The following is a 17,195-nucleotide window of genomic DNA, read 5'->3' as shown; positions in this document are numbered from 1 at the left end:
TCCGTCCGTGACCCGATCCAGGTGAAGGACGGTCTGGCCGGATTCCACGGTCTGGCCCGGATCCCTCATGATCCAGGTGACGGCGCTCGTGGGGGAGCCGCCTCGACGAGGGTGAGTCTCAGGATTCGGCCGGCTGCGGTTCACGTCCCTTGATGAACGGTGATTCCTCGGGTTCGGGGTGGCGCTTCCACTGCACGAGCATGATGGCCACGCCCAGCGCCACGGCTCCGATCGCGCCCCAGACGTTCGTGCGCAGACCGAGGATGACGAAGCTGGGGTCGAGGCGGATGGACTCCCAGACGATGCGGCCGGCGCCGTACCACATGAGGTAGACGGCGAAGAGCCGTCCCCACTGGAAGAAGATGTGGCGAGAGAGGTAGAGCAGGACCAGAGCGCCGAGGCTGTTCCAGATGACCTCGTAGAGGAACGTCGGGTGGAACAGAGTGCCCGGGGGAGTGCCGAGCGGGATCGCCGGATTGCCCGGATCGATCTCGAGCCCCCAGGGCAGGGTGGTCGGCAGGCCGAAGAGTTCCTGGTTGAACCAGTTGCCGAAGCGTCCGCATGCCTGGGCGAGGATGAGGCCGGGAGCGAGGGCATCGAGCAGCGTCGTGAGCTTGAGGCCGAGCCGGCGGCACATGATCCAAGCGCCCAGGGTGCCGCCGATGAGCGAACCGAAGATCGCGATGCCTCCCTCCCAGATCGCCCACACGGATCCGGGTTCGAAGGGGTTCCACGGGTTGCGGCCAGGGCCGAAGTAGTCCGTGTAGTGCGTGATGACGTGGTAGATGCGGGCGAAGACGATGGCCATCGGCACGGCCAGGGTCGCGATGTCGAGCACCTGCCAGTCCTCGACTCCGCGTGCGGTCAGACGGCGATTGGTCAGGACGATCGCGATGATGATGCCCACGAGGATGCACAGCGCATAGAAGTGGATCGTCAGCGGGCCGAGCTGGAAGCTCGAGATGCTCGGACTCGGGATCGCCGCCGAGATGTCGTGCGGCAGGGCGGTGTCGGCGAGCGTTGCGCTCGTGGGAACTGCAGGCATGGACTCAGTCTATTTGCGACGACTGAGAATCCCTTATGCAGTCGCCAGCCCGCCGTCCGCCGTCCCTTCCGCGCGGAGGCTCCGGCGGTGACGCAGTCGGGTCCGCAGCCGGTGGCCGGCCTCGACCAGAGCGAAGCCGATGACGAGCACCCCGAGGGTGACCAGACCGTACTCCAAGGGGAACGTGCCCGGGGAGAACGCCGGGTCGCTGCCTCCTTCGAGGCTGGCCAGCAACAGGTACAGAGTCTGGAAGACGAACGCCCACAGATAGGCGACGGCATAGATGAGATGGGCGGCCAACCTCGAGCGGAGCAGACAGCCGAGCCAGAAGGCCCCGAGTGCGGTGATGATGGCGACCATGATGATCATTTCCTTAAGAGAGGTGGTGAATTGAGCAGAGAGATTCCCGGTCCGGACAGGTGCGGCAGCGCTGCTTCGGTGCGACCAGTGACGAGCAGGAGCAGATCGCCGAGGCGGCCCTCGACTGGTACGCCCGATCCGACGATGAGGTCCGCGTCCGTGGCGGTGAGCCGGATGCCGCGCAGGCGTCGTCGTGCGTGGAAGGGCCAGCCCATCGACCAGGCGTGGTGGAGCGCGGCGAGGCCCGCGGACGTGGGGATGGCGCGAGTCATTCCCAAAGGGCGGACGATGTCCTGACCGTGGACGAGGACATCGAGCAGCGCATTGTCCGGGCTGGTCAGCGGCGGCAGATGCCGGGCGGCGGCGGTGCGCCTGAGTTCAGTGATGATCTCCTCGGTGGGGCGGTGTGCGTAGTCGCGGGCGAGGTCCCGGCCGAAGGCCCAGATGTCGCCGCGGGAGCGGATGAGGCCGACGATGATCTGTCCCAATGTGGGCGCGGTCGGTGTCATGGCCAAGTGCGCTGTTACGTCCCGCACGCTCCATTCGGAGCACAGGGACTGGGTCGTCCACTGCTCGGGAGTGAGTGAGTCGAGCGTATCGGCCAGGCTGAGGCGTTCGGCTTCGACGGTGGACCACAGTGCATCGTCCATGATGCTTTCTCCTCTGTGAAGGGCGTTCCATCTGTGTGGGATGCTGTGTGGGATGGACCGTCCGCATGGGACGGCCCGTCTGCGTGGGGCGGACCGTCTACGTGGGATGGACCGTCTGTATGGGACGGCCCGTCTGCGTGGGGCGGCCCGGTTCAGGTTTCGAGTGATCGGTGAGGGCGGTGGAATGAACAATAGTAGTCAGATAGTCTGACTATTATAAGAGCCGCAGTAAAGCGGCACAAGAGCTGTTTCGAGCAGTGGGGGAATGCTGATGGGTGAACAGAGCGCGCAGTCGGGTTCAGACCGGCAGTCCCGTCCGAGCGGGCAGCCGAGCCTCGGGATGCTGGCCTTCCTCGCCTACCGGCAAACGGAGATGCGGTCGATGGCCGCCGTCGAAGCAGCCGGGTACACGATCACCCTGTCGCAGGCACGGCTGTTCGAGCGAGTGAGCCCCGAGGGTTCACGACTGACCGAGCTCGCTGAGTCTGCGCAGCTGACGAAGCAGAGTGCTGCCTACCTCGTCGACGAACTCATCACAGGTGGCTTCTTGCGACGTTCGCCCGACCCCGAGGACGGACGTGCCAAGCTCATCACCATCACTGACCGAGGGTATGAGGTCATCGCTGTTGCCCGTCGGTCGGAGGCCGAGGTTGAAGATGAATGGAGGAGCCACCTCGGGGACGGGTCATTCGACACGCTGCGCCGGCTGCTCGCCGAGCTGAGCGAAGTCACGGATCCTTTTCGGTGACGGCGTGCCCGCTCGCGCTGTGAGGCCGACTGGCCATATTTCGCACCGGCTTCAGTGCGCGGCTGCGTCTTTTCGCGTCTCATGCATCTGCTCGCGTCCTGAAGCATGGACCAAATATGGTCGGCAGGGCGGCGGCCGTGGGGCCAGACTGCGGTGCGGACGCAGATTGTGATTGTGGGCGCAGATTGCGCCCTGCGTACTCACCCGAGATGAAGACACAACGGTGCCATTGAGCGACCGAGCAGGGCTACGTGCCGAAGAGACCGTCGATGATGTCGTCGGTGATGAACCGTGAGTGCAGGATGAGAGCGCGAGCGGGGTCGATGCTCTCCGGCGGGCGCCAGGCCGGCCGCCCGTCAGTGAGCATGAGGACTTCCCAGTCGGAGCGGTCCATGAGGTGGTGGTGATAGGAGCAGAGCAGGCACATGTTGTTGATGTCGGTCTCACCGCCCCTGGCGTACGGCACGACATGGTTCACGTCGCACCATCCCGCTGGTGCGTCGCAGCCGGGGAACACACATCCGCGATCCCGGGCGGTGACGATCGCGGTCTGCTTCTTATTGGCGAAGCGCTGATCCGTGCAGACTTCCACCGTGCGAGCCTTTTCGTCCATAAAATGGAAGAAGACCGTGCCGTTGAGGCCGCGCCGGGTGATGTCGCCCATCGGGAAGCGGTCGCCGGAGCCTGTGGTGGCTTCGCCGGTGCCGTCGGCGACATCAGACGCCTTGGCTGTGACGACGAGAGCATAAGGTGAACCCTTGGCAGCTTCCTTCATGCTGATGCGCGAGATGAGAGTGGCGAAACGCTCGTAGATCCAGACCCTCGCGCCGGGCTGCTCGCTCATGAGATCAACGGCCGCACCGTCGGCGCGGACACCGTGACCGGCAGGAATGGAACGGTCGGAATCGGCCCTATCGGCCTCGGCCTCACCGGCAGCCTCGACGACGGCCCACGGGGGTGCATCGAAACGGTCTCCGGCGAGTACGGCGTCGATCGGTTCGAACCGTTCCTCGCCGCGAGCCTGACCGACTCCGGCGTTCGGGGCGAATGCTGGAGCGTCTTCGCCCTCGGCAACGGCCGCCGCGGCGTTCGTGGGCCCTGCTCCCGCTGTGCTCGATGTATTGCCTTTGCCGGATTGGATCCGCGATGTCAGCAGCCCATGAAGCTCGGATCCCGCTACGGGATCGAGGACGCCCTCCAGCCTCCAGTCACCGTTGCGTTTGGGACGGGCGGTGACGAAATAGGCGGAACGATCGCTGGGGTCGAGCGGCTCCGCACCGTCGGGGTCGATAAGAGCGAGCATCCGACGGAAGATGTCGCGGAGCTCGCTGACAGTCACCGACGCCGCGTACTTCACGAGGTCGGATTCCACTCGGGATTTCGTCTCCTGGTCCACCCACGCGGGCAGCGCCTTGAGGCAGTCTTCGATGACAGTGAGATGCTCGGCCGGCAGGGTGCCGAGGTGGAGCTGCTCGGCAACGAGTGGGTGCTCGGGCTCGAGCGGTTGGCCATCGAGGGCGACACGTCCCCCAAGATTCTCTGCCAGCTTTGCGCGGCGATTCGCTTCTCGACCCGAGAGATTGAGGCGTTCCTGGATGAGCGCCTTGGTCGACTTGGCGCCACTGTCTGCGGGCGTGCCGACGCGTTCGTAGACGGCCAGCGCCAAAGTGGACAGGGACTCACTGATCCGACGCAGTGCCTCCGCGCCATCGATGACCTGCAGGGCCTCGCTCGGCCCCATCGGCCGGTCGAATGCCCGAAGCGCTCCGACCAGTCCGGTCAGCGAGGCGATCGAGTCAGTGATCTCGGGAGCGGTCGCGACGAGGTCGTTCCAAGCTGCGTCGGTGAGGATCGGGTGCTGCGAGGCGGGTCGCTGAGAATCGTCTCCAGCCTCGGACTGAGCAGCGACGGGAGCTGTGCCGTTGCTGCTTCCGGTGATCGCGTTCGCAGGCTCGGCGGTTTCGGGCTGCGTGGTTGAGCTGGTCTGCTCATTCGTTTCGAACTGTGCGGTCGGATCTGTGTGTGCAGTCGAACCCGTCTGTGCATTCGGCTCAGCCTCGGCGGAGAACGCTGGTTCGACGGCTTCGGTCGGATGCTCGCCGTCGGCAGCCGATGTATCGTCGCGTGATTCTTTGTCGTCGGTCGATAGGGCGTCGTCGGTCGGCACAGGGTCAAGGGCGTTGAACATCTCGGCGAGGCAGTGGTCGCTGAGGTCGAGTCCGGCTGACTTGAGCTGTTCCGCCAGAGATGCAGGGCGCGGTGACTCGGCTTCGGGCTGCACGAGTGCGTTGTCCGCGGATTCTTGAGCAGCGCAGGGCGGGAGGTCGGTGAAATCCGCGGGGCTCGAATTGATCGGCGGCCTTCTGCTCGCTCCGCTGCGCGAGTCAGCGGCGGCACGACGGTCGCGCTTTCCTGACTTGCGTCGCTTGCGGTCGGGGGTGAAGGTCATCGCTGGCGAGTTCCGTTCGTCGTTGAAGGTCTCTTGTTCTCATTCTAGACGGTCAAGTTGGATAAAACAATAGAAACTTCGAAAATCATTCGATTCGAAACGGCTTCGTTGGCGTTTGAAGTGCAGATCAAGGCAAATGATTCATTCAGGGTCGATTTGACGGCGACTCTACTCGTCGGCACTGACGCGGATCGATGTCGATTGAAGCGCAGAGCGGATTCTTTGCGACGGAGCGGCCCCACCACCACAGCAGGACTTCATCGCAGCGGTGGGACGCTCCGTCGCCGAGCCGCGGTCGAGCGATACCGTATGAGCAACGCCCGTTCCGGGCCCGACTGTCGAACTCACGCCGAGGTGATCTCATGAACTCAGCCGCCGAATCCTGGACCCTGTCCGCCACCGAGGCACTCGCGCGGTTCCGTGCCAAGGAACTCTCCCCTGTCGACCATCTCGCTGCGCACATCGGTCGCATCACCGCCGAGGACGAGCGGGTCAATGCGGTCACCGAGGTCGTCGAGGAGGCGGTCACCTCGGCGAAGGAGGCCGAGCGCTTCTACGCGAATGCCACCGATGACGACCTCGCCGAGGCGGCCGCCACCCGTCCGCTGCTCGGACTGCCCGTGATCGCCAAGGAGAAGCACGCCCTGGCAGGCCGCGAGCTGACTCAAGGCCTCATCCACGAACGCGACACCATCGCCGAGGCGGACGCGGCGATCATCGCCCGCATCCGCGCAGCAGGAGGGGCTGTCCATGCCCGCGCGACGTCGCCGGAGTTCAGCTGCGCGACGATCACGCACTCACCGATGTGGGGTGTGACGCGCAATCCGTGGAACCTCGAGCTCTCGCCGGGCGGGTCGTCGGGCGGATCGGGTGCGGCGCTCGCCGCCGGCTTCGCTCCTCTGGCCACGGCCTCGGACATCGCCGGATCGACGAGGCTGCCGGCCGCCTTCACCGGCACCGTCGGCTTCAAGGCTCCGTACGGCCGGGTCCCCGGGGCGCAGCCGCTGGCTGCGGACTGGTACCGCGGGGACGGGCCGGTGGCGCGCACCGTGGCCGATGCCGCCCTGCTCGCGCGAGTCATGGTCGGGCTAGATGCCAGCGACCATGCGACGATCGATTCGTCAGGATTCCTCGACGGCTTCGATGCCGCCTCCGGCGAGGTGGTCGAAAGCCTGCACGGCCGGCGGATCGCGCTGTGTCTGCGGTTGGGGGACTTCCCCGTCGGGGAGGACATCATCGCCAATACCCGCGCGGTCGCCTCGGCGCTCGGATCCGCCGGTGCGATCGTCGAAGAGATCGAGATGCCATGGACGGCCGAACGGATCTTCGAAGCGGCGTTCACTCATTTCGGCAATATCCTCGCCCCGGGGATGCGGGCGGCGACCCGTGGGCACGAGGACACTCTGGCCGACTACACACTGCGGTTCATGGACGACGCCGAGGCTGTGGCAGCGCGACGCTCGCAGTACGACGGTCTCGCGATGGAGGCGCAGATCCAGGCCGAGCTGGCCGCCGCCATGGACGGGTTCGATGTTCTCCTGGCGCCCACCTCGGCGGTGGCGGGGTTGGAAGCCGACGCCAGCTACCTCGACGGGATCACGATCGATGCGACCGGTATCGGCCGGGACGGTTCGGACGGTGACGTCGGAGGGTTGCGCCTCGACCATTACTGGCAGGCGCACATGACGATGCCGTTCAACATCTGCAATCGGGTGCCGATCGTCAATGTGCCCTCGGGTCTCGTCGGCTGCGGGATCCCCACCGGCGTGCAGATCATCGCCCATCCCTACGATGACCGGCGGGCCTTCGAGGTCGCCGCCGCGGTCGAGCAGCTGCTGCCGTGGCGGAGGCTCGCGCCGATGTAGAGCCGCGCGAGCCTCCGCGAGAAGCTGCTCAGGCTGCCGACTCGCTCAGAGCCGCCAGCAGCTGTCGAGCGGAGCCTTGCCGGCGAACGTGCGATCGGTGAAGGCCTCGACTCGGGGCAGCGAGACGACGTAGCCGCCGACGTGTGTGGGTCCGAGATTGTCCTCGAAGGCCACACGGTTGCCGGCCTTGCACCACGTCGAGGCGAGATCGCGTCCCTGCTCGAACGGGACCACGTCATCGAGTCGGCTGTGGTTGACGAGGACGGGGACGTCGGGGATCGATGACTTCCCCAGGAGCTGCTTGTCGATGATCGGTCGGAACTCTTCGTCGACGAGCTCCTGGAATGAGCTGCCGTCCTTCGTCAGCGTGCTCGTGTCGGTGAAGGCGTGGCTCACAAGAGCCTCCATCGTGCACTGATTCGAGGCGCTCTCCACGGCGTCGAGCCCCTTCTGGTTGAGGTGCTCGGAGAGCTCGACTCCGCTCTGTTCGGCGAAGGTGTCGATGCCGTAGAGGAGGAACGCCGTATATACGCTGGAGAGCTTGGAGACGGCGTCGTACAGGTCTGCTGGGACGGCCCCCGCCGAGGCGGATGCGATGTTGAGACCGGGCGCCCAGTCCTCGGCGAGCTCCATGGCCGAGGCAGTCGATTGGCCGCCCTGTGAATAGCCGCGCAGCTGGAGCTTCGTATCAGCGTTGATATCGCTTCCCTCGACATTCTGAACCGCTTTGGCCGCGTCGAGCACGGACCGTCCCTCTTCGACGCGATTGAGGTAGTGGTGCGTGCCCTCGGTGCCGAGGCCCATATAGTCGACCACGATCACCGGATGCTTCGCCGCCAATGCGGAGGTGACCGAGATGCCTTCGTATTCGGTGCCCATGCTCATCTGTCGGCTCGGGGCGCACTTGTCGGCAGTGCCCTGCGTCCCCGGGGAGAGGACGACCGCATCCTTCGCAGTCCCTGTTGCCCCTTCGGGGGTGAGCAGTGTGGCGGTGGCGGCACGCGCATTGCCCTGCTCGTCGGTGGTCTTGTACATGAACGCCGTGGTCTTCGCGTTGTGCTTGATGAGCTTGACCGGGTCGAGGTAGAACGTCGACGGCGACTGCTTGACCACGGCGCCGTTCTCATCCGGCAGCTGGTCCGGTGTCTTGTAGAAGTCTTCGGGGACGTCATTGGAGGGCAGGTCCTCGAGAGCCGCGGCGTACTCGATGTCGGCAGTGGTGATCTCGTCGGACTTGTCGACGGCGGCGCGCGCTTCTTCGACGCTGATGCCGTCGGGCACATTGCTCTCGTTCAGGGAGCTGGAGTCCTCGGCCTGGCGGTCTTCGACGAGGTCTTCGGCCTCGGCCTCGGTCTGCGGAACGAGTTCGGTCGCCTGTGCCGGCGTCGCGCTCGGACCGAGGGCAAGCGCGAGGCTGGTCAGGGCCGCGGCTCCGAGCGCGCTGGCCGGCCCGAGCCGACGGCGCGGGCGGAGGCTGCTGGTTGCAGGCGTGTCTGTGGGAGTGCGCATAGGCATGTGTCCTGTTCTGTCGTGGATCTCTGCATTGAGGTCGTGCGTCTCGTCAGTGAGAAGGTGCTGACAGCGGCGGTGCGGACCAGCGTGACAGGGGTGTCGTCGGCGAGGCCACCCGCGGTGCGGTGCCCGTATGGTGACGGGCGTCACTGATATTACTTGATAGTAAAACCGATTGGTAACCTCGGGGTTTCTTGAGATGCGCCATTGCAGATCCAGTCGGAGCCGCCCGCCGAGGCGCACAGGCGACGGCCGCGAAACGAGCATCGACGCCTCGGGGCCGGTCTCCGTGTCGGAAACGGGCCCCAAGGCGTCGATGATTCTCTTGCAGACGAGGCAGTGGCGGCAGGGCCGGCGGCCCCCAGCAGCCGACCGCCGGGAATCAGGCTCGTTCGAGCTCCTCCACCTCGGGGTAGATCGTCTCCTTCGGGGCGACGCCGTGATTGCGGATGAGGACGTAGTAGAGCACGAAGGTGACGACGATGCCCACGAGCCACGAGATGTCCGCGCCGCCGAGCTTCGCAACGAGCGGGCCGGTGTAGAACGACTGAGCGAGGAACGGGATCTGGATGACGACGCCCACTCCATACGAGAGCAGCGCGCGCCAGTTCCAGTTGCCGTAGCGTCCGTGGCGGTCGTAGAAGGCGGGGATGTCGAAGCGGTCCTTCGAGATCAGGTAGTAGTCGGTGAGGTTGATGATGCTCCATGGGGTGAAGACCATGAGCAGGGCGAGCACGAAGTTCTTGAAGTTCGCGAGGAAGTCCGCCGAGGCCAGCAGGGCGACGAGGACGGTCAGCGTGACGATGCCGATGACGAAGACCGCCCGGGTCCAGCGGCGGATGGTCGCCTTGTTGCCGAACGAGGTGAGGATCGTCAGCGTGCACATGAATGCGCCGTAGGCGTTGAGCGTGTTGACGGTCAGCTTGCCCAGCAGAATGACGATGAAGATGAGCAGCGCATAGACCCCGCCGCCGACGATGTCTCCGACATAGCCGACCTGATTGTCGACGAAGCGGTTGCCCGACTCCGTCATGGCGGCGGCGCCGATGAGAGCTCCCAGCGTCATCGACCACTGCGAACCGATGACCGAGCCGCCGAAGGTGAACCAGAAGGTCTTCGACGCCGGGGTCGAGCGCGGCAGGTAGCGCGAGTAATCGGCGACATAAGGCCCGTAGGTCAGCTGCCAGCCCACCGACAGGGCGACCGCTGAGAGGAACGCGGGGAACGCGAAGCTAGAGTGCGAGATCAGCCCGGGCACGTCGACCTGAGTGAGCACACAGTAGGTGATGAACAGGAACCCGAGCAGACCGGTCACCGAGGAGATCCGACCGAGCACGTGGATGTATTTGTAGCCCAGCAGCGCCACCAGCGCGGTGAGCGCGCCGAAGATGACGATGCCCACGGCGGGGGTCTCGACGCCGATGATGAGGTTGACGGCCTGGCCGGACAGCACTGCGCCGGTCGACGCGAAGCCGATGTACATGAGCACGACGAGCACGAGCGGAATGATCGCGCCGATGATGCCGAACTGGGCGCGCGAGGAGATCATCTGCGGCAGACCCAGCTGCGGACCCTGTGCCGAGTGCAGAGCCATGACGATGCCGCCGATGATATTGCCGATGAGCAGGCCGACGATGGCCCACAGTGCGTCAGCGCCGAAGACGACGGCAAGGGCGCCGTCGACGATCGCGGTGATCTGCGTATTGGCCCCGAACCACAGCGTGAACTGGGACTTCGGTGTCCCGTGTCGCTCGGCGTCGGGCACCATCTCGATGGACCGTTTTTCGATCCCCGAACTGGATGTACCAGCCATGAATTTCTCCTTTGAACTTATGAATCAGGAACAGTGTGGCACCGCAGCGCACGCTGGTACGAGGTCCACATCACTCTTTCCGTCCGAGATATCGGAAATATCGGCGAGGTCCAACAATAGATTCCCTCAGGATCATTCGCCGAGACGTCTCGCCGAGGCGGCCCGACGCGTGCGATCCCCGCGCCGGGGCCCGACGTTCCCGACCCTCGCGCCGAGGTGGGCCCTTGCCCCGAACGTCTGCGAGGCCTGACCCCCGCCGCCTACTTCGACAGCGAACGGGCGATGATGGTGCGCTGGATCTCCGAGGAGCCTTCGTAGATGCGGTAGATCCGCGCATCGCGGACGTATCGCTCGAGCGGGAAGTCCCTGGTGAAGCCGTAGCCGCCGTGGATCTGCAGGGCTTCGTCGGCGATGAAGGCGGCGGCCTCGGAAGCGGCGAGTTTGGCCGTCGCCGACGAGAGGGTGAAGTCCACCTCGGCGTCGCGCTGCTCGGCGGCGTCCATCGTCAGCAGCCACGCCGAACGGTACTTCGTGTACATGTCGGCGAGCTTGAAGGCGATGCCCTGCAGGCGATTCAGCGGCTTGCCGTTGATCCTGCGCTCACCGGCCCAGGCGACTGCCGCATCGAGCGCGGCCTTGGAGATGCCCAGACTCATCGCCGCCACCTCGATGCGACCGCGGTCGAGCACCCGCATCGCTGTGGTGAAGCCTTCGCCCTCGACACCGAGCAGCGCATCGGCGGGAACGACGGCATCGATGACGAATTCGTAGACCGGGCTGCCGCGCAGGCCCATGGTCTTCTCCGGAGGATTGAAGCTCAGTCCGTCCCGGGCCTCCTTCGTATCGACGATGAAGGCGCTGATCCCCTTGTGCCCGGCTTCCGTGTCCGTCTTCGCGTAGACGACGATGAAGTCCGCGAAACCGGCATTCGTGATGAAGCACTTCGTGCCCTTGATGTGCCAGCCGCCCTCGACGCGGGTGGCCTTCGTCGACATCTCCGCCGGATTCGATCCGGCGCCCGGCTCGGTCAGCCCGAAGGACCCGATCACCTCTCCGGCGGCGGCTCGCGGCAGCCAATCCTGCCGCTGGCGATCGGTCCCGCCGAGCAGGATCGAATCGGTGGCGAGGAACTGTGCGGTCACGATCGACGCCGTCGACGCGCAGGCCTCGGTCACCGCAGCGACCATCTGGCTCATCGCCGCCGAACCCACGCCCGGCCCGCCGAACTCCTCGGGCAGGTTGAGCCCCATGACCCCCACCTCGGCGAGTGTCTGCAGCGTCTCATCGGCGACGCGCTCGTCCGCATCCGTGGCGGCTGCCTGCGGGGCGAGGACGTCCGTGCTGATCCGGGTGACGGCGTCGAGGATCTCCTGTTCGTCGGCGGTGATGTCGAAGGCCATGGGTGCTCCTAGGGTGTGGTGATCGTGTGCGGTATGAGGGCGGAGGCAGGGAGGGGCGACGCCGAGGCGGCTCGGTCGGAGAGTGCCCGTGGGGTCGGGCAGGGGTCAGTGCCGGGGTGCGGCGCTGAAGTCGGCATTGTGTTCGCCGAGGCGGGGCGCCGGCAGCGTGGACGCGGGCCGGACTCCGTCGACGAGGAGCGGATGGCCGAGGTAGGCGTGCCCGGTGCGTTCGTCCTCGACGGCGAGATCCCGGCTTGCGCCGATCGGGCCGTCGAGAGCCTCGGCGTAGTCGAGGACGGGGGAGTTCGGGACCCCGGCGGCGTCGAAGATCGTGCACAGCTCGTCGACGGTGTGGCCCGTCGTGAACTCTTCGATCTCGGTGCGCAGCGCTTCGTCGTTGGCCGAGCGCTGCGCATCCGTGGCGAAGCGAGGGTCGGCGGGAAGGGAGGGTTTGTCGAGGGAGTCGGCGAGGACTCCGAAGAGCCGGTCGTTGGCCACGGCGATGACGATGAGACCATCGGCGGCCCGGTAGGTGTCGAAGGGGGCCGAGACGGGATGGCGATTGCCGACCCTGGCCGGAGCGGAACCTGCCGCATGGATCGAGGCGTTCGTCGGCTGCATCGCGAGCATGACGTCGAGCATGGGAATGTCGATGTGGGCTCCCTCGCCGGTGGTCTGACGGTGGAAGAGGGCAGAGGAGATGCCGAAGGCGGCGAAGACTCCGGCGGAGACATCGGCGATGGATTCGCCGACGCGGGTGGGCGAACCATCGGGGAAGCCGGTCGAGGCCATGAGACCGCTCAGCGCCTGGATGACGGTGTCGTAGGCGGGGCGCTGGGACTGGGTGCCGTGCTGACCGAAGCCGGAGATCGAAGCGTAGATGACATCGGGCTTGATCGCCTTGACGTCCTCGTAGGAGAGTCCGAGCTTCGCTGCGACCCCGGGGCGGAAGTTCTCGACGACGACATCACAGTCGGCGATGAGCTGAAGCAGGCGAGCATGGTGGTCAGGATCTTTGAGATCTGCCTCGATGGAGCGCTTGCCGCGATTGAGTCCGGTGAAATAGGCCGACCCGGTTCCGGTGAAGGGTCCGAGGTGTCGGGAATCGTCTCCGTGACCGGGCATCTCGATCTTGATGACTTCGGCGCCCTGATCGGCGAGCATCGCAGTGGCGTAGGGGCCGGCGAGAACGCGGGAGAAATCGACGACCCGAACTCCCGCGAGGAGGTGCTTCATTGCGTTCATGAGTGCCATCCTCGGCGCTGGCCTGCATGAATACAACGGTGGCTGTATGGATTTCGTCCGAGGTGTCGGAAGGCGTCGGCGCCTGAGCTCAGCGCACGGTCGGCAGCACTGCCTCGGCGACTTCGAGGACGGTGTCCAGAGCCGCATCCTGGTGGTCGAGCCGGTGCGCGAGGTAGAGCTGGGTGATCTCGTCCGGGGCATTGAGCGGCACGGCCGAGATCCGTGAGTCGTAGCCGGCGGCGACCGAGTCGAAGGTGATCGTCACGCCCATGCCGGCGGCGACGAGCGCGGAGATCGACTGGGAGTCCGGGGCCTCCTGAATCACACGCGGATTGAAACCCGCGTCGAGGCACAGACGCATGGCGGTCTCGCGGAGATTCGAGTTCGGCCGGGCCGGCAGCAGGACGAAGGGTTCGTCGGCGAGCTCCTCGACATTCACCGTCTTCCGGCCAGCCAGCCGGTGCGAACTCGGCATGGCGACGCAGGGGCGTTCGATCGCCACCGGACGCCCGCCGATCAGCGGAGGACGCTGGCGCCAGCGGACGAGTGCAAGATCGAGGCTGCCGTCGATGATCCGCTCGAGTCCCTCATCGGCGTAGACCGTCGACTCGAGTTGGAAGACGATTCCTGGATTTCTCTCGTGCGAGGCTGCGACGAGGGCGGCGGCGAGCTCGCGCGAGGAGGGATGGGAGTAGCCGAAGCGCACGTGGCCGACCTGTCCGCTGGAGGAGCGGTGGACCGATTCGATGGCGGCCTGCTGGGTGGCGAGCATGTGCTTGGCCGGTTCGAGCAGGGCGCTGCCCGCCGGTGAGAGGCTGACCGAGCGGGTGGTGCGCTGGAACAGGGAGGCTCCGAGTTCGGCCTCAAGCGCCCGGATCGTGCGGCTCAGGGGCGGCTGGGCCATGCCCAGGCGTTCGGCGGCGCGACCGAAGTGGAGTTCCTCGGCCACGGCGACGAAGGCGCGGATCTGCTGCAGCTCCATGGTCGATCTCCGGGTTCTTCTCTCAGGGACTCGGCTCGTGCGTCTGAGCGGTCGGCCTCATCTTCGGCGAGCCGGACGCTTGCTACAGATTATTGCACAAGCAGGCAACAATAACTGCGGTCTTTTGGTGAGGAGGGTATTTGCCGTGATCTGCGATCCGCGGCTGGTGACGCTGCCGTCAGTTTGTCTCAGGCCCTCCGCGGGTGCATCAGCGAGGGCGGGCCGGTGGTTCCGGAGAGCTTCTCCCACCTTATCCTGTTCGCGACCGGACGCGAGTTATCCTGCTCGCGACCGGACGCGAAATCATCTGGCTGCAGGCTTCCGCGGGCGTTGGGGCACGCGAAGGCGCGCGGGCCGATGAGGCTCGGCTCGTGGGAGGCACAGGCCGAAGGGCCTCGCGTGGGAAAACGTCGGGTCGATTCGGGCGCAGCGTCAGCGTCTGACGCCGTAGCGGAAGTAGATGACCTGCGAGGCGAAGGTCCGGGACTCGAGGAGTTCGAGGTTCGCGTGTCTTCCGTGGTGGGCGAAGAACGGCGTGCCGCCGCCGACGAGGATCGGGTGGACGCGAATACGGTACTCATCGATGAGGTCGAGATCGGCTGCCTGGGCGGCGAGCCCGGCCCCTCCGATGCCGATCTCGGCATCGGGGTGTTCGCTGCGGAGGCGCGCGACCGCCTCGGCGAGGGGTTCTGCCGCCAGCTCGGAATTGCCGACGACCTCGGTCAGCGTCGACGAGAAGACGAGCTTCGGCAACGCCCGCCAGAGCCGACCGAAACCGGCCTCGGCGAAGTCGAGATCCGGGTCCCGGTCCGCAGTCTCCCAATAGACCATCGTCTCGTAGAGCCGGCGGCCGAGCAGGTGGGCGCTCAGTCCCTGCACCTCCTCCAGGGCGAGAGCGAAGACCTCTTCGTCGGGGACCGACCAATCGAACTGCCCCTCGGCGTCGACGATGTACCCGTCGAGCGAGGTGGACAGGGAATAGACGATGCGGCTCATCGTTCCTCTTCTCGCGGGTTGGGGCATGTAGGGCGGGCGCGAACATTCTCGTGGGGCCGGGTGCGAGCGTTCTCATCCGGCGGGGCACGAACGCCTGGCGTGAGCCCACCCATCGTCGCGGTCGAGCACTGCCATGGCGTGGATCCAGTGTGCGCCTCGGAGCGGACGCGCACCAGGGCCGTCCGAAATATCGGACAGAACTTGTCTTGAGCCACTTTCGCAATCCTGCCCAGCCGACAGAATGGATGGTGTAGTCAGAGCAGACAGCGCAGGGGAGGACATCCCTCGGCGCAGCGATGAAGCGGGCCACTGGGTCCGCCTCGTCGGACACAGCGACAAGGAGAACCCCATGACCACCAAGCCGTCGTTCACCCAGCACGACCCGAGCCGGGTCATCCGCGCCGACCGCGGAACCGAGATCACCGCGAAGTCCTGGCAGACCGAAGCGCCGAAGCGCATGCTCATGAACAACCTCGACCCCGAGGTCGCCGAGCGCCCCGAGGACCTCGTCGTCTACGGCGGAACCGGTCGCGCGGCGCGCTCCTGGGAAGCCTACGACGCCATCGTCAAGACCCTCGACGACCTCGAGGACGACGAGACCCTCCTCATCCAGTCCGGCAAGCCCGTCGGAGTCATGCGCACCCACGAATGGGCCCCGCGCGTGCTCATCGCGAACTCGAACCTCGTCGGTGACTGGGCGAACTGGGAGCACTTCCGCGAGCTCGAGGCCGAAGGCCTGATGATGTACGGCCAGATGACGGCCGGCTCCTGGATCTATATCGCTACGCAGGGCATCCTCCAGGGCACCTACGAGACCTTCGGCGCCATCGCCCGCAAGCGCTTCGACGGCACCCTGGCCGGCACGCTGACCATCACCGCCGGCTGCGGCGGCATGGGCGGCGCGCAGCCCCTGTCCGTGACGCTCAACGGCGGCGCCTGCCTCATCATCGACGTCGACAAGACCCGCCTCGACCGCCGCAAGGGCAAGCGCTACCTCGACGAGGTCGAGACCGATCTCGACACCGCGCTGAACAAGGTCATCGAGGCCAAGAAGAACAAGCAGGCACTGTCCGTCGGGCTCGTCGGCAATGCCGCCGAGATCCTGCCGATGATCCTCGACCGCCCCGAGGCCGCCGAAGTCGACATCGTCACCGACCAGACCTCCGCCCACGATCCGCTGTCCTACCTGCCCGTCGGCGTGAGCGTCGATGACTGGCACGACGAGGCCGAGCAGGACGCCGAGAAGTTCACCATCCGCGCCGAGGAGTCCATGGCCAAGCACGTGCGCGCCATGGTCGAGTTCCAGGATCGCGGCGCCGAGGTCTTCGACTACGGCAACTCGATCCGCGACGAGGCCCGCAAGGCCGGCTACGACCGCGCCTTCGAATTCCCTGGCTTCGTCCCCGCCTACATCCGACCGCTCTTCTGCGAGGGCCTCGGACCGTTCCGCTGGGTGGCTCTCTCCGGTGACCCGAAGGACATCGAAGTCACCGATGCCGCGCTCAAGGAGCTCTTCCCCGACAACGAGCACCTGCACACGTGGCTCGACGCAGCGCAGGAATACGTCGAGTTCGAGGGACTGCCCGCCCGCATCTGCTGGCTCGGCTACAAGGAACGCCACCAGGCCGGTCTGCTGTTCAACCGCCTCGTCGCCGAGGGCAAGATCTCGGCCCCGATCGTCATCGGCCGCGACCACCTGGACTCCGGTTCGGTCGCCAGCCCCTACCGCGAGACCGAGTCGATGCTCGATGGCACGGACGCCGTGGCCGACTGGCCGCTGCTCAATGCGCTGGTCAACACCTCCTCGGGTGCCACCTGGGTGTCCATTCACCACGGCGGCGGCGTCGGCATCGGCCGCTCCATCCACGCCGGCCAGGTCTCCGTGGCCGACGGCACCGAGCTCGCCGCGCAGAAGCTCGCCCGTCTGCTCACCAACGACCCCGGCATGGGCGTCATCCGCCACGTCGACGCCGGCTATGACCGTGCCGCCGAGGTCGCCCGCGACCGCGGTCAGCGTGTGCCGATGATCCCGGAGCTCGATCAGCGCGACGACGAATCCGCCGCGCAGTAAGCGGGCTGCGGGCTGCGTGGGGCTGCGGCGCCTGAGCCGAGAGCTCGGTCTACGACTGG

At 66.2% G+C, this 17,195-nt stretch carries 13 protein-coding genes; 3 read left to right on the top strand and 10 right to left on the bottom strand.

Features of this window, described 5'->3' with window-relative positions; all coding sequences use genetic code 11:
- Positions 1–118 precede the first annotated feature (118 nt).
- The 3 genes from lgt to IHE57_RS14280 are packed head-to-tail and all read right to left on the bottom strand — an operon-like array spanning position 119 to position 2,055.
- Entirely contained in the window at positions 119–1,045 is a 927-nt protein-coding gene (gene lgt / locus IHE57_RS14290; protein ID WP_209325951.1) for a prolipoprotein diacylglyceryl transferase, read from the bottom strand.
- 33 nt (positions 1,046–1,078) lie between these two features.
- A complete protein-coding gene (locus tag IHE57_RS14285; protein ID WP_209374141.1) occupies positions 1,079–1,405 on the bottom strand; it encodes a hypothetical protein in 327 nt (108 codons plus the stop codon).
- Positions 1,406–1,410: 5 nt separating this feature from the next.
- Positions 1,411–2,055, bottom strand: coding sequence for a maleylpyruvate isomerase family mycothiol-dependent enzyme (locus tag IHE57_RS14280; protein WP_209374139.1), 645 nt, complete (start codon positions 2,053–2,055; stop codon positions 1,411–1,413).
- Between the two features lie 271 nt (positions 2,056–2,326).
- Between IHE57_RS14280 and IHE57_RS14275 the strand changes: the two genes are divergently transcribed.
- A complete protein-coding gene (locus tag IHE57_RS14275; RefSeq protein ID WP_209374137.1) occupies positions 2,327–2,803 on the top strand; it encodes a MarR family winged helix-turn-helix transcriptional regulator in 477 nt (158 codons plus the stop codon).
- Positions 2,804–3,050: 247 nt separating this feature from the next.
- Here IHE57_RS14275 and IHE57_RS14270 read toward each other — a convergent pair whose 3' ends face one another.
- Complete coding sequence (locus IHE57_RS14270) at positions 3,051–5,252, bottom strand: DUF222 domain-containing protein (RefSeq protein ID WP_209374135.1); 2,202 nt, start codon at positions 5,250–5,252, stop codon at positions 3,051–3,053.
- 362 nt (positions 5,253–5,614) lie between these two features.
- Between IHE57_RS14270 and IHE57_RS14265 the strand changes: the two genes are divergently transcribed.
- Positions 5,615–7,117 (top strand): amidase, encoded by a 1,503-nt coding sequence (locus IHE57_RS14265; protein ID WP_209374133.1) that lies wholly within the window; start codon positions 5,615–5,617, stop codon positions 7,115–7,117.
- A 45-nt stretch (positions 7,118–7,162) separates the two neighbouring features.
- Here IHE57_RS14265 and IHE57_RS14260 read toward each other — a convergent pair whose 3' ends face one another.
- From IHE57_RS14260 to IHE57_RS14235, 6 genes are all read right to left on the bottom strand, one after another.
- Positions 7,163–8,626 (bottom strand): lipase family protein, encoded by a 1,464-nt coding sequence (locus tag IHE57_RS14260; RefSeq protein WP_209374131.1) that lies wholly within the window; start codon positions 8,624–8,626, stop codon positions 7,163–7,165.
- Between the two features lie 385 nt (positions 8,627–9,011).
- On the bottom strand, positions 9,012–10,442 hold the full coding sequence (locus IHE57_RS14255) for a purine-cytosine permease family protein (protein WP_209325958.1): 1,431 nt from the start codon (positions 10,440–10,442) through the stop codon (positions 9,012–9,014).
- Between the two features lie 260 nt (positions 10,443–10,702).
- Positions 10,703–11,842: an acyl-CoA dehydrogenase family protein gene (locus IHE57_RS14250; RefSeq protein WP_209374129.1), complete on the bottom strand. Its 1,140-nt coding sequence runs from the start codon at positions 11,840–11,842 to the stop codon at positions 10,703–10,705.
- A 105-nt stretch (positions 11,843–11,947) separates the two neighbouring features.
- On the bottom strand, positions 11,948–13,087 hold the full coding sequence (locus IHE57_RS14245; RefSeq protein ID WP_209325960.1) for a CaiB/BaiF CoA transferase family protein: 1,140 nt from the start codon (positions 13,085–13,087) through the stop codon (positions 11,948–11,950).
- A gap of 88 nt (positions 13,088–13,175) precedes the next feature.
- Complete coding sequence (locus tag IHE57_RS14240; RefSeq protein WP_209374127.1) at positions 13,176–14,069, bottom strand: LysR family transcriptional regulator; 894 nt, start codon at positions 14,067–14,069, stop codon at positions 13,176–13,178.
- Between the two features lie 432 nt (positions 14,070–14,501).
- Positions 14,502–15,065, bottom strand: coding sequence for a dihydrofolate reductase family protein (locus tag IHE57_RS14235; protein ID WP_209374125.1), 564 nt, complete (start codon positions 15,063–15,065; stop codon positions 14,502–14,504).
- A 349-nt stretch (positions 15,066–15,414) separates the two neighbouring features.
- Here IHE57_RS14235 and hutU point away from each other — a divergent pair, with 349 nt between their 5' ends.
- Positions 15,415–17,136: a urocanate hydratase gene (gene hutU, locus IHE57_RS14230; RefSeq protein WP_209374123.1), complete on the top strand. Its 1,722-nt coding sequence runs from the start codon at positions 15,415–15,417 to the stop codon at positions 17,134–17,136.
- The last annotated feature ends 59 nt before the right edge of the window (positions 17,137–17,195 follow it).

The sequence above is a fragment of the Brevibacterium renqingii genome, assembly GCF_017808105.1.
GTDB classification, from domain to species: domain Bacteria; phylum Actinomycetota; class Actinomycetes; order Actinomycetales; family Brevibacteriaceae; genus Brevibacterium; species Brevibacterium renqingii.
The sequence above is the reverse complement of the archived record's forward strand: the minus strand, read 5'-3'. Positions and strand labels throughout refer to the sequence as shown.

Excerpts from the sequence above, each read along its gene's own strand:
- lgt (WP_209325951.1), bottom strand. The coding sequence starts at position 1,045 with ATGCCTGCAGTTCCCACGAGCGCAACGCTCGCCGACACCGCCCTGCCG.
- IHE57_RS14285 (WP_209374141.1), bottom strand. The coding sequence starts at position 1,405 with ATGGTCGCCATCATCACCGCACTCGGGGCCTTCTGGCTCGGCTGTCTG.
- IHE57_RS14280 (WP_209374139.1), bottom strand. The coding sequence starts at position 2,055 with ATGGACGATGCACTGTGGTCCACCGTCGAAGCCGAACGCCTCAGCCTG.
- IHE57_RS14275 (WP_209374137.1), top strand. The coding sequence starts at position 2,327 with ATGGGTGAACAGAGCGCGCAGTCGGGTTCAGACCGGCAGTCCCGTCCG.
- IHE57_RS14270 (WP_209374135.1), bottom strand. The coding sequence starts at position 5,252 with ATGACCTTCACCCCCGACCGCAAGCGACGCAAGTCAGGAAAGCGCGAC.
- IHE57_RS14265 (WP_209374133.1), top strand. The coding sequence starts at position 5,615 with ATGAACTCAGCCGCCGAATCCTGGACCCTGTCCGCCACCGAGGCACTC.
- IHE57_RS14260 (WP_209374131.1), bottom strand. The coding sequence starts at position 8,626 with ATGCGCACTCCCACAGACACGCCTGCAACCAGCAGCCTCCGCCCGCGC.
- IHE57_RS14255 (WP_209325958.1), bottom strand. The coding sequence starts at position 10,442 with ATGGCTGGTACATCCAGTTCGGGGATCGAAAAACGGTCCATCGAGATG.
- IHE57_RS14250 (WP_209374129.1), bottom strand. The coding sequence starts at position 11,842 with ATGGCCTTCGACATCACCGCCGACGAACAGGAGATCCTCGACGCCGTC.
- IHE57_RS14245 (WP_209325960.1), bottom strand. The coding sequence starts at position 13,087 with ATGAACGCAATGAAGCACCTCCTCGCGGGAGTTCGGGTCGTCGATTTC.
- IHE57_RS14240 (WP_209374127.1), bottom strand. The coding sequence starts at position 14,069 with ATGGAGCTGCAGCAGATCCGCGCCTTCGTCGCCGTGGCCGAGGAACTC.
- IHE57_RS14235 (WP_209374125.1), bottom strand. The coding sequence starts at position 15,065 with ATGAGCCGCATCGTCTATTCCCTGTCCACCTCGCTCGACGGGTACATC.
- hutU (WP_209374123.1), top strand. The coding sequence starts at position 15,415 with ATGACCACCAAGCCGTCGTTCACCCAGCACGACCCGAGCCGGGTCATC.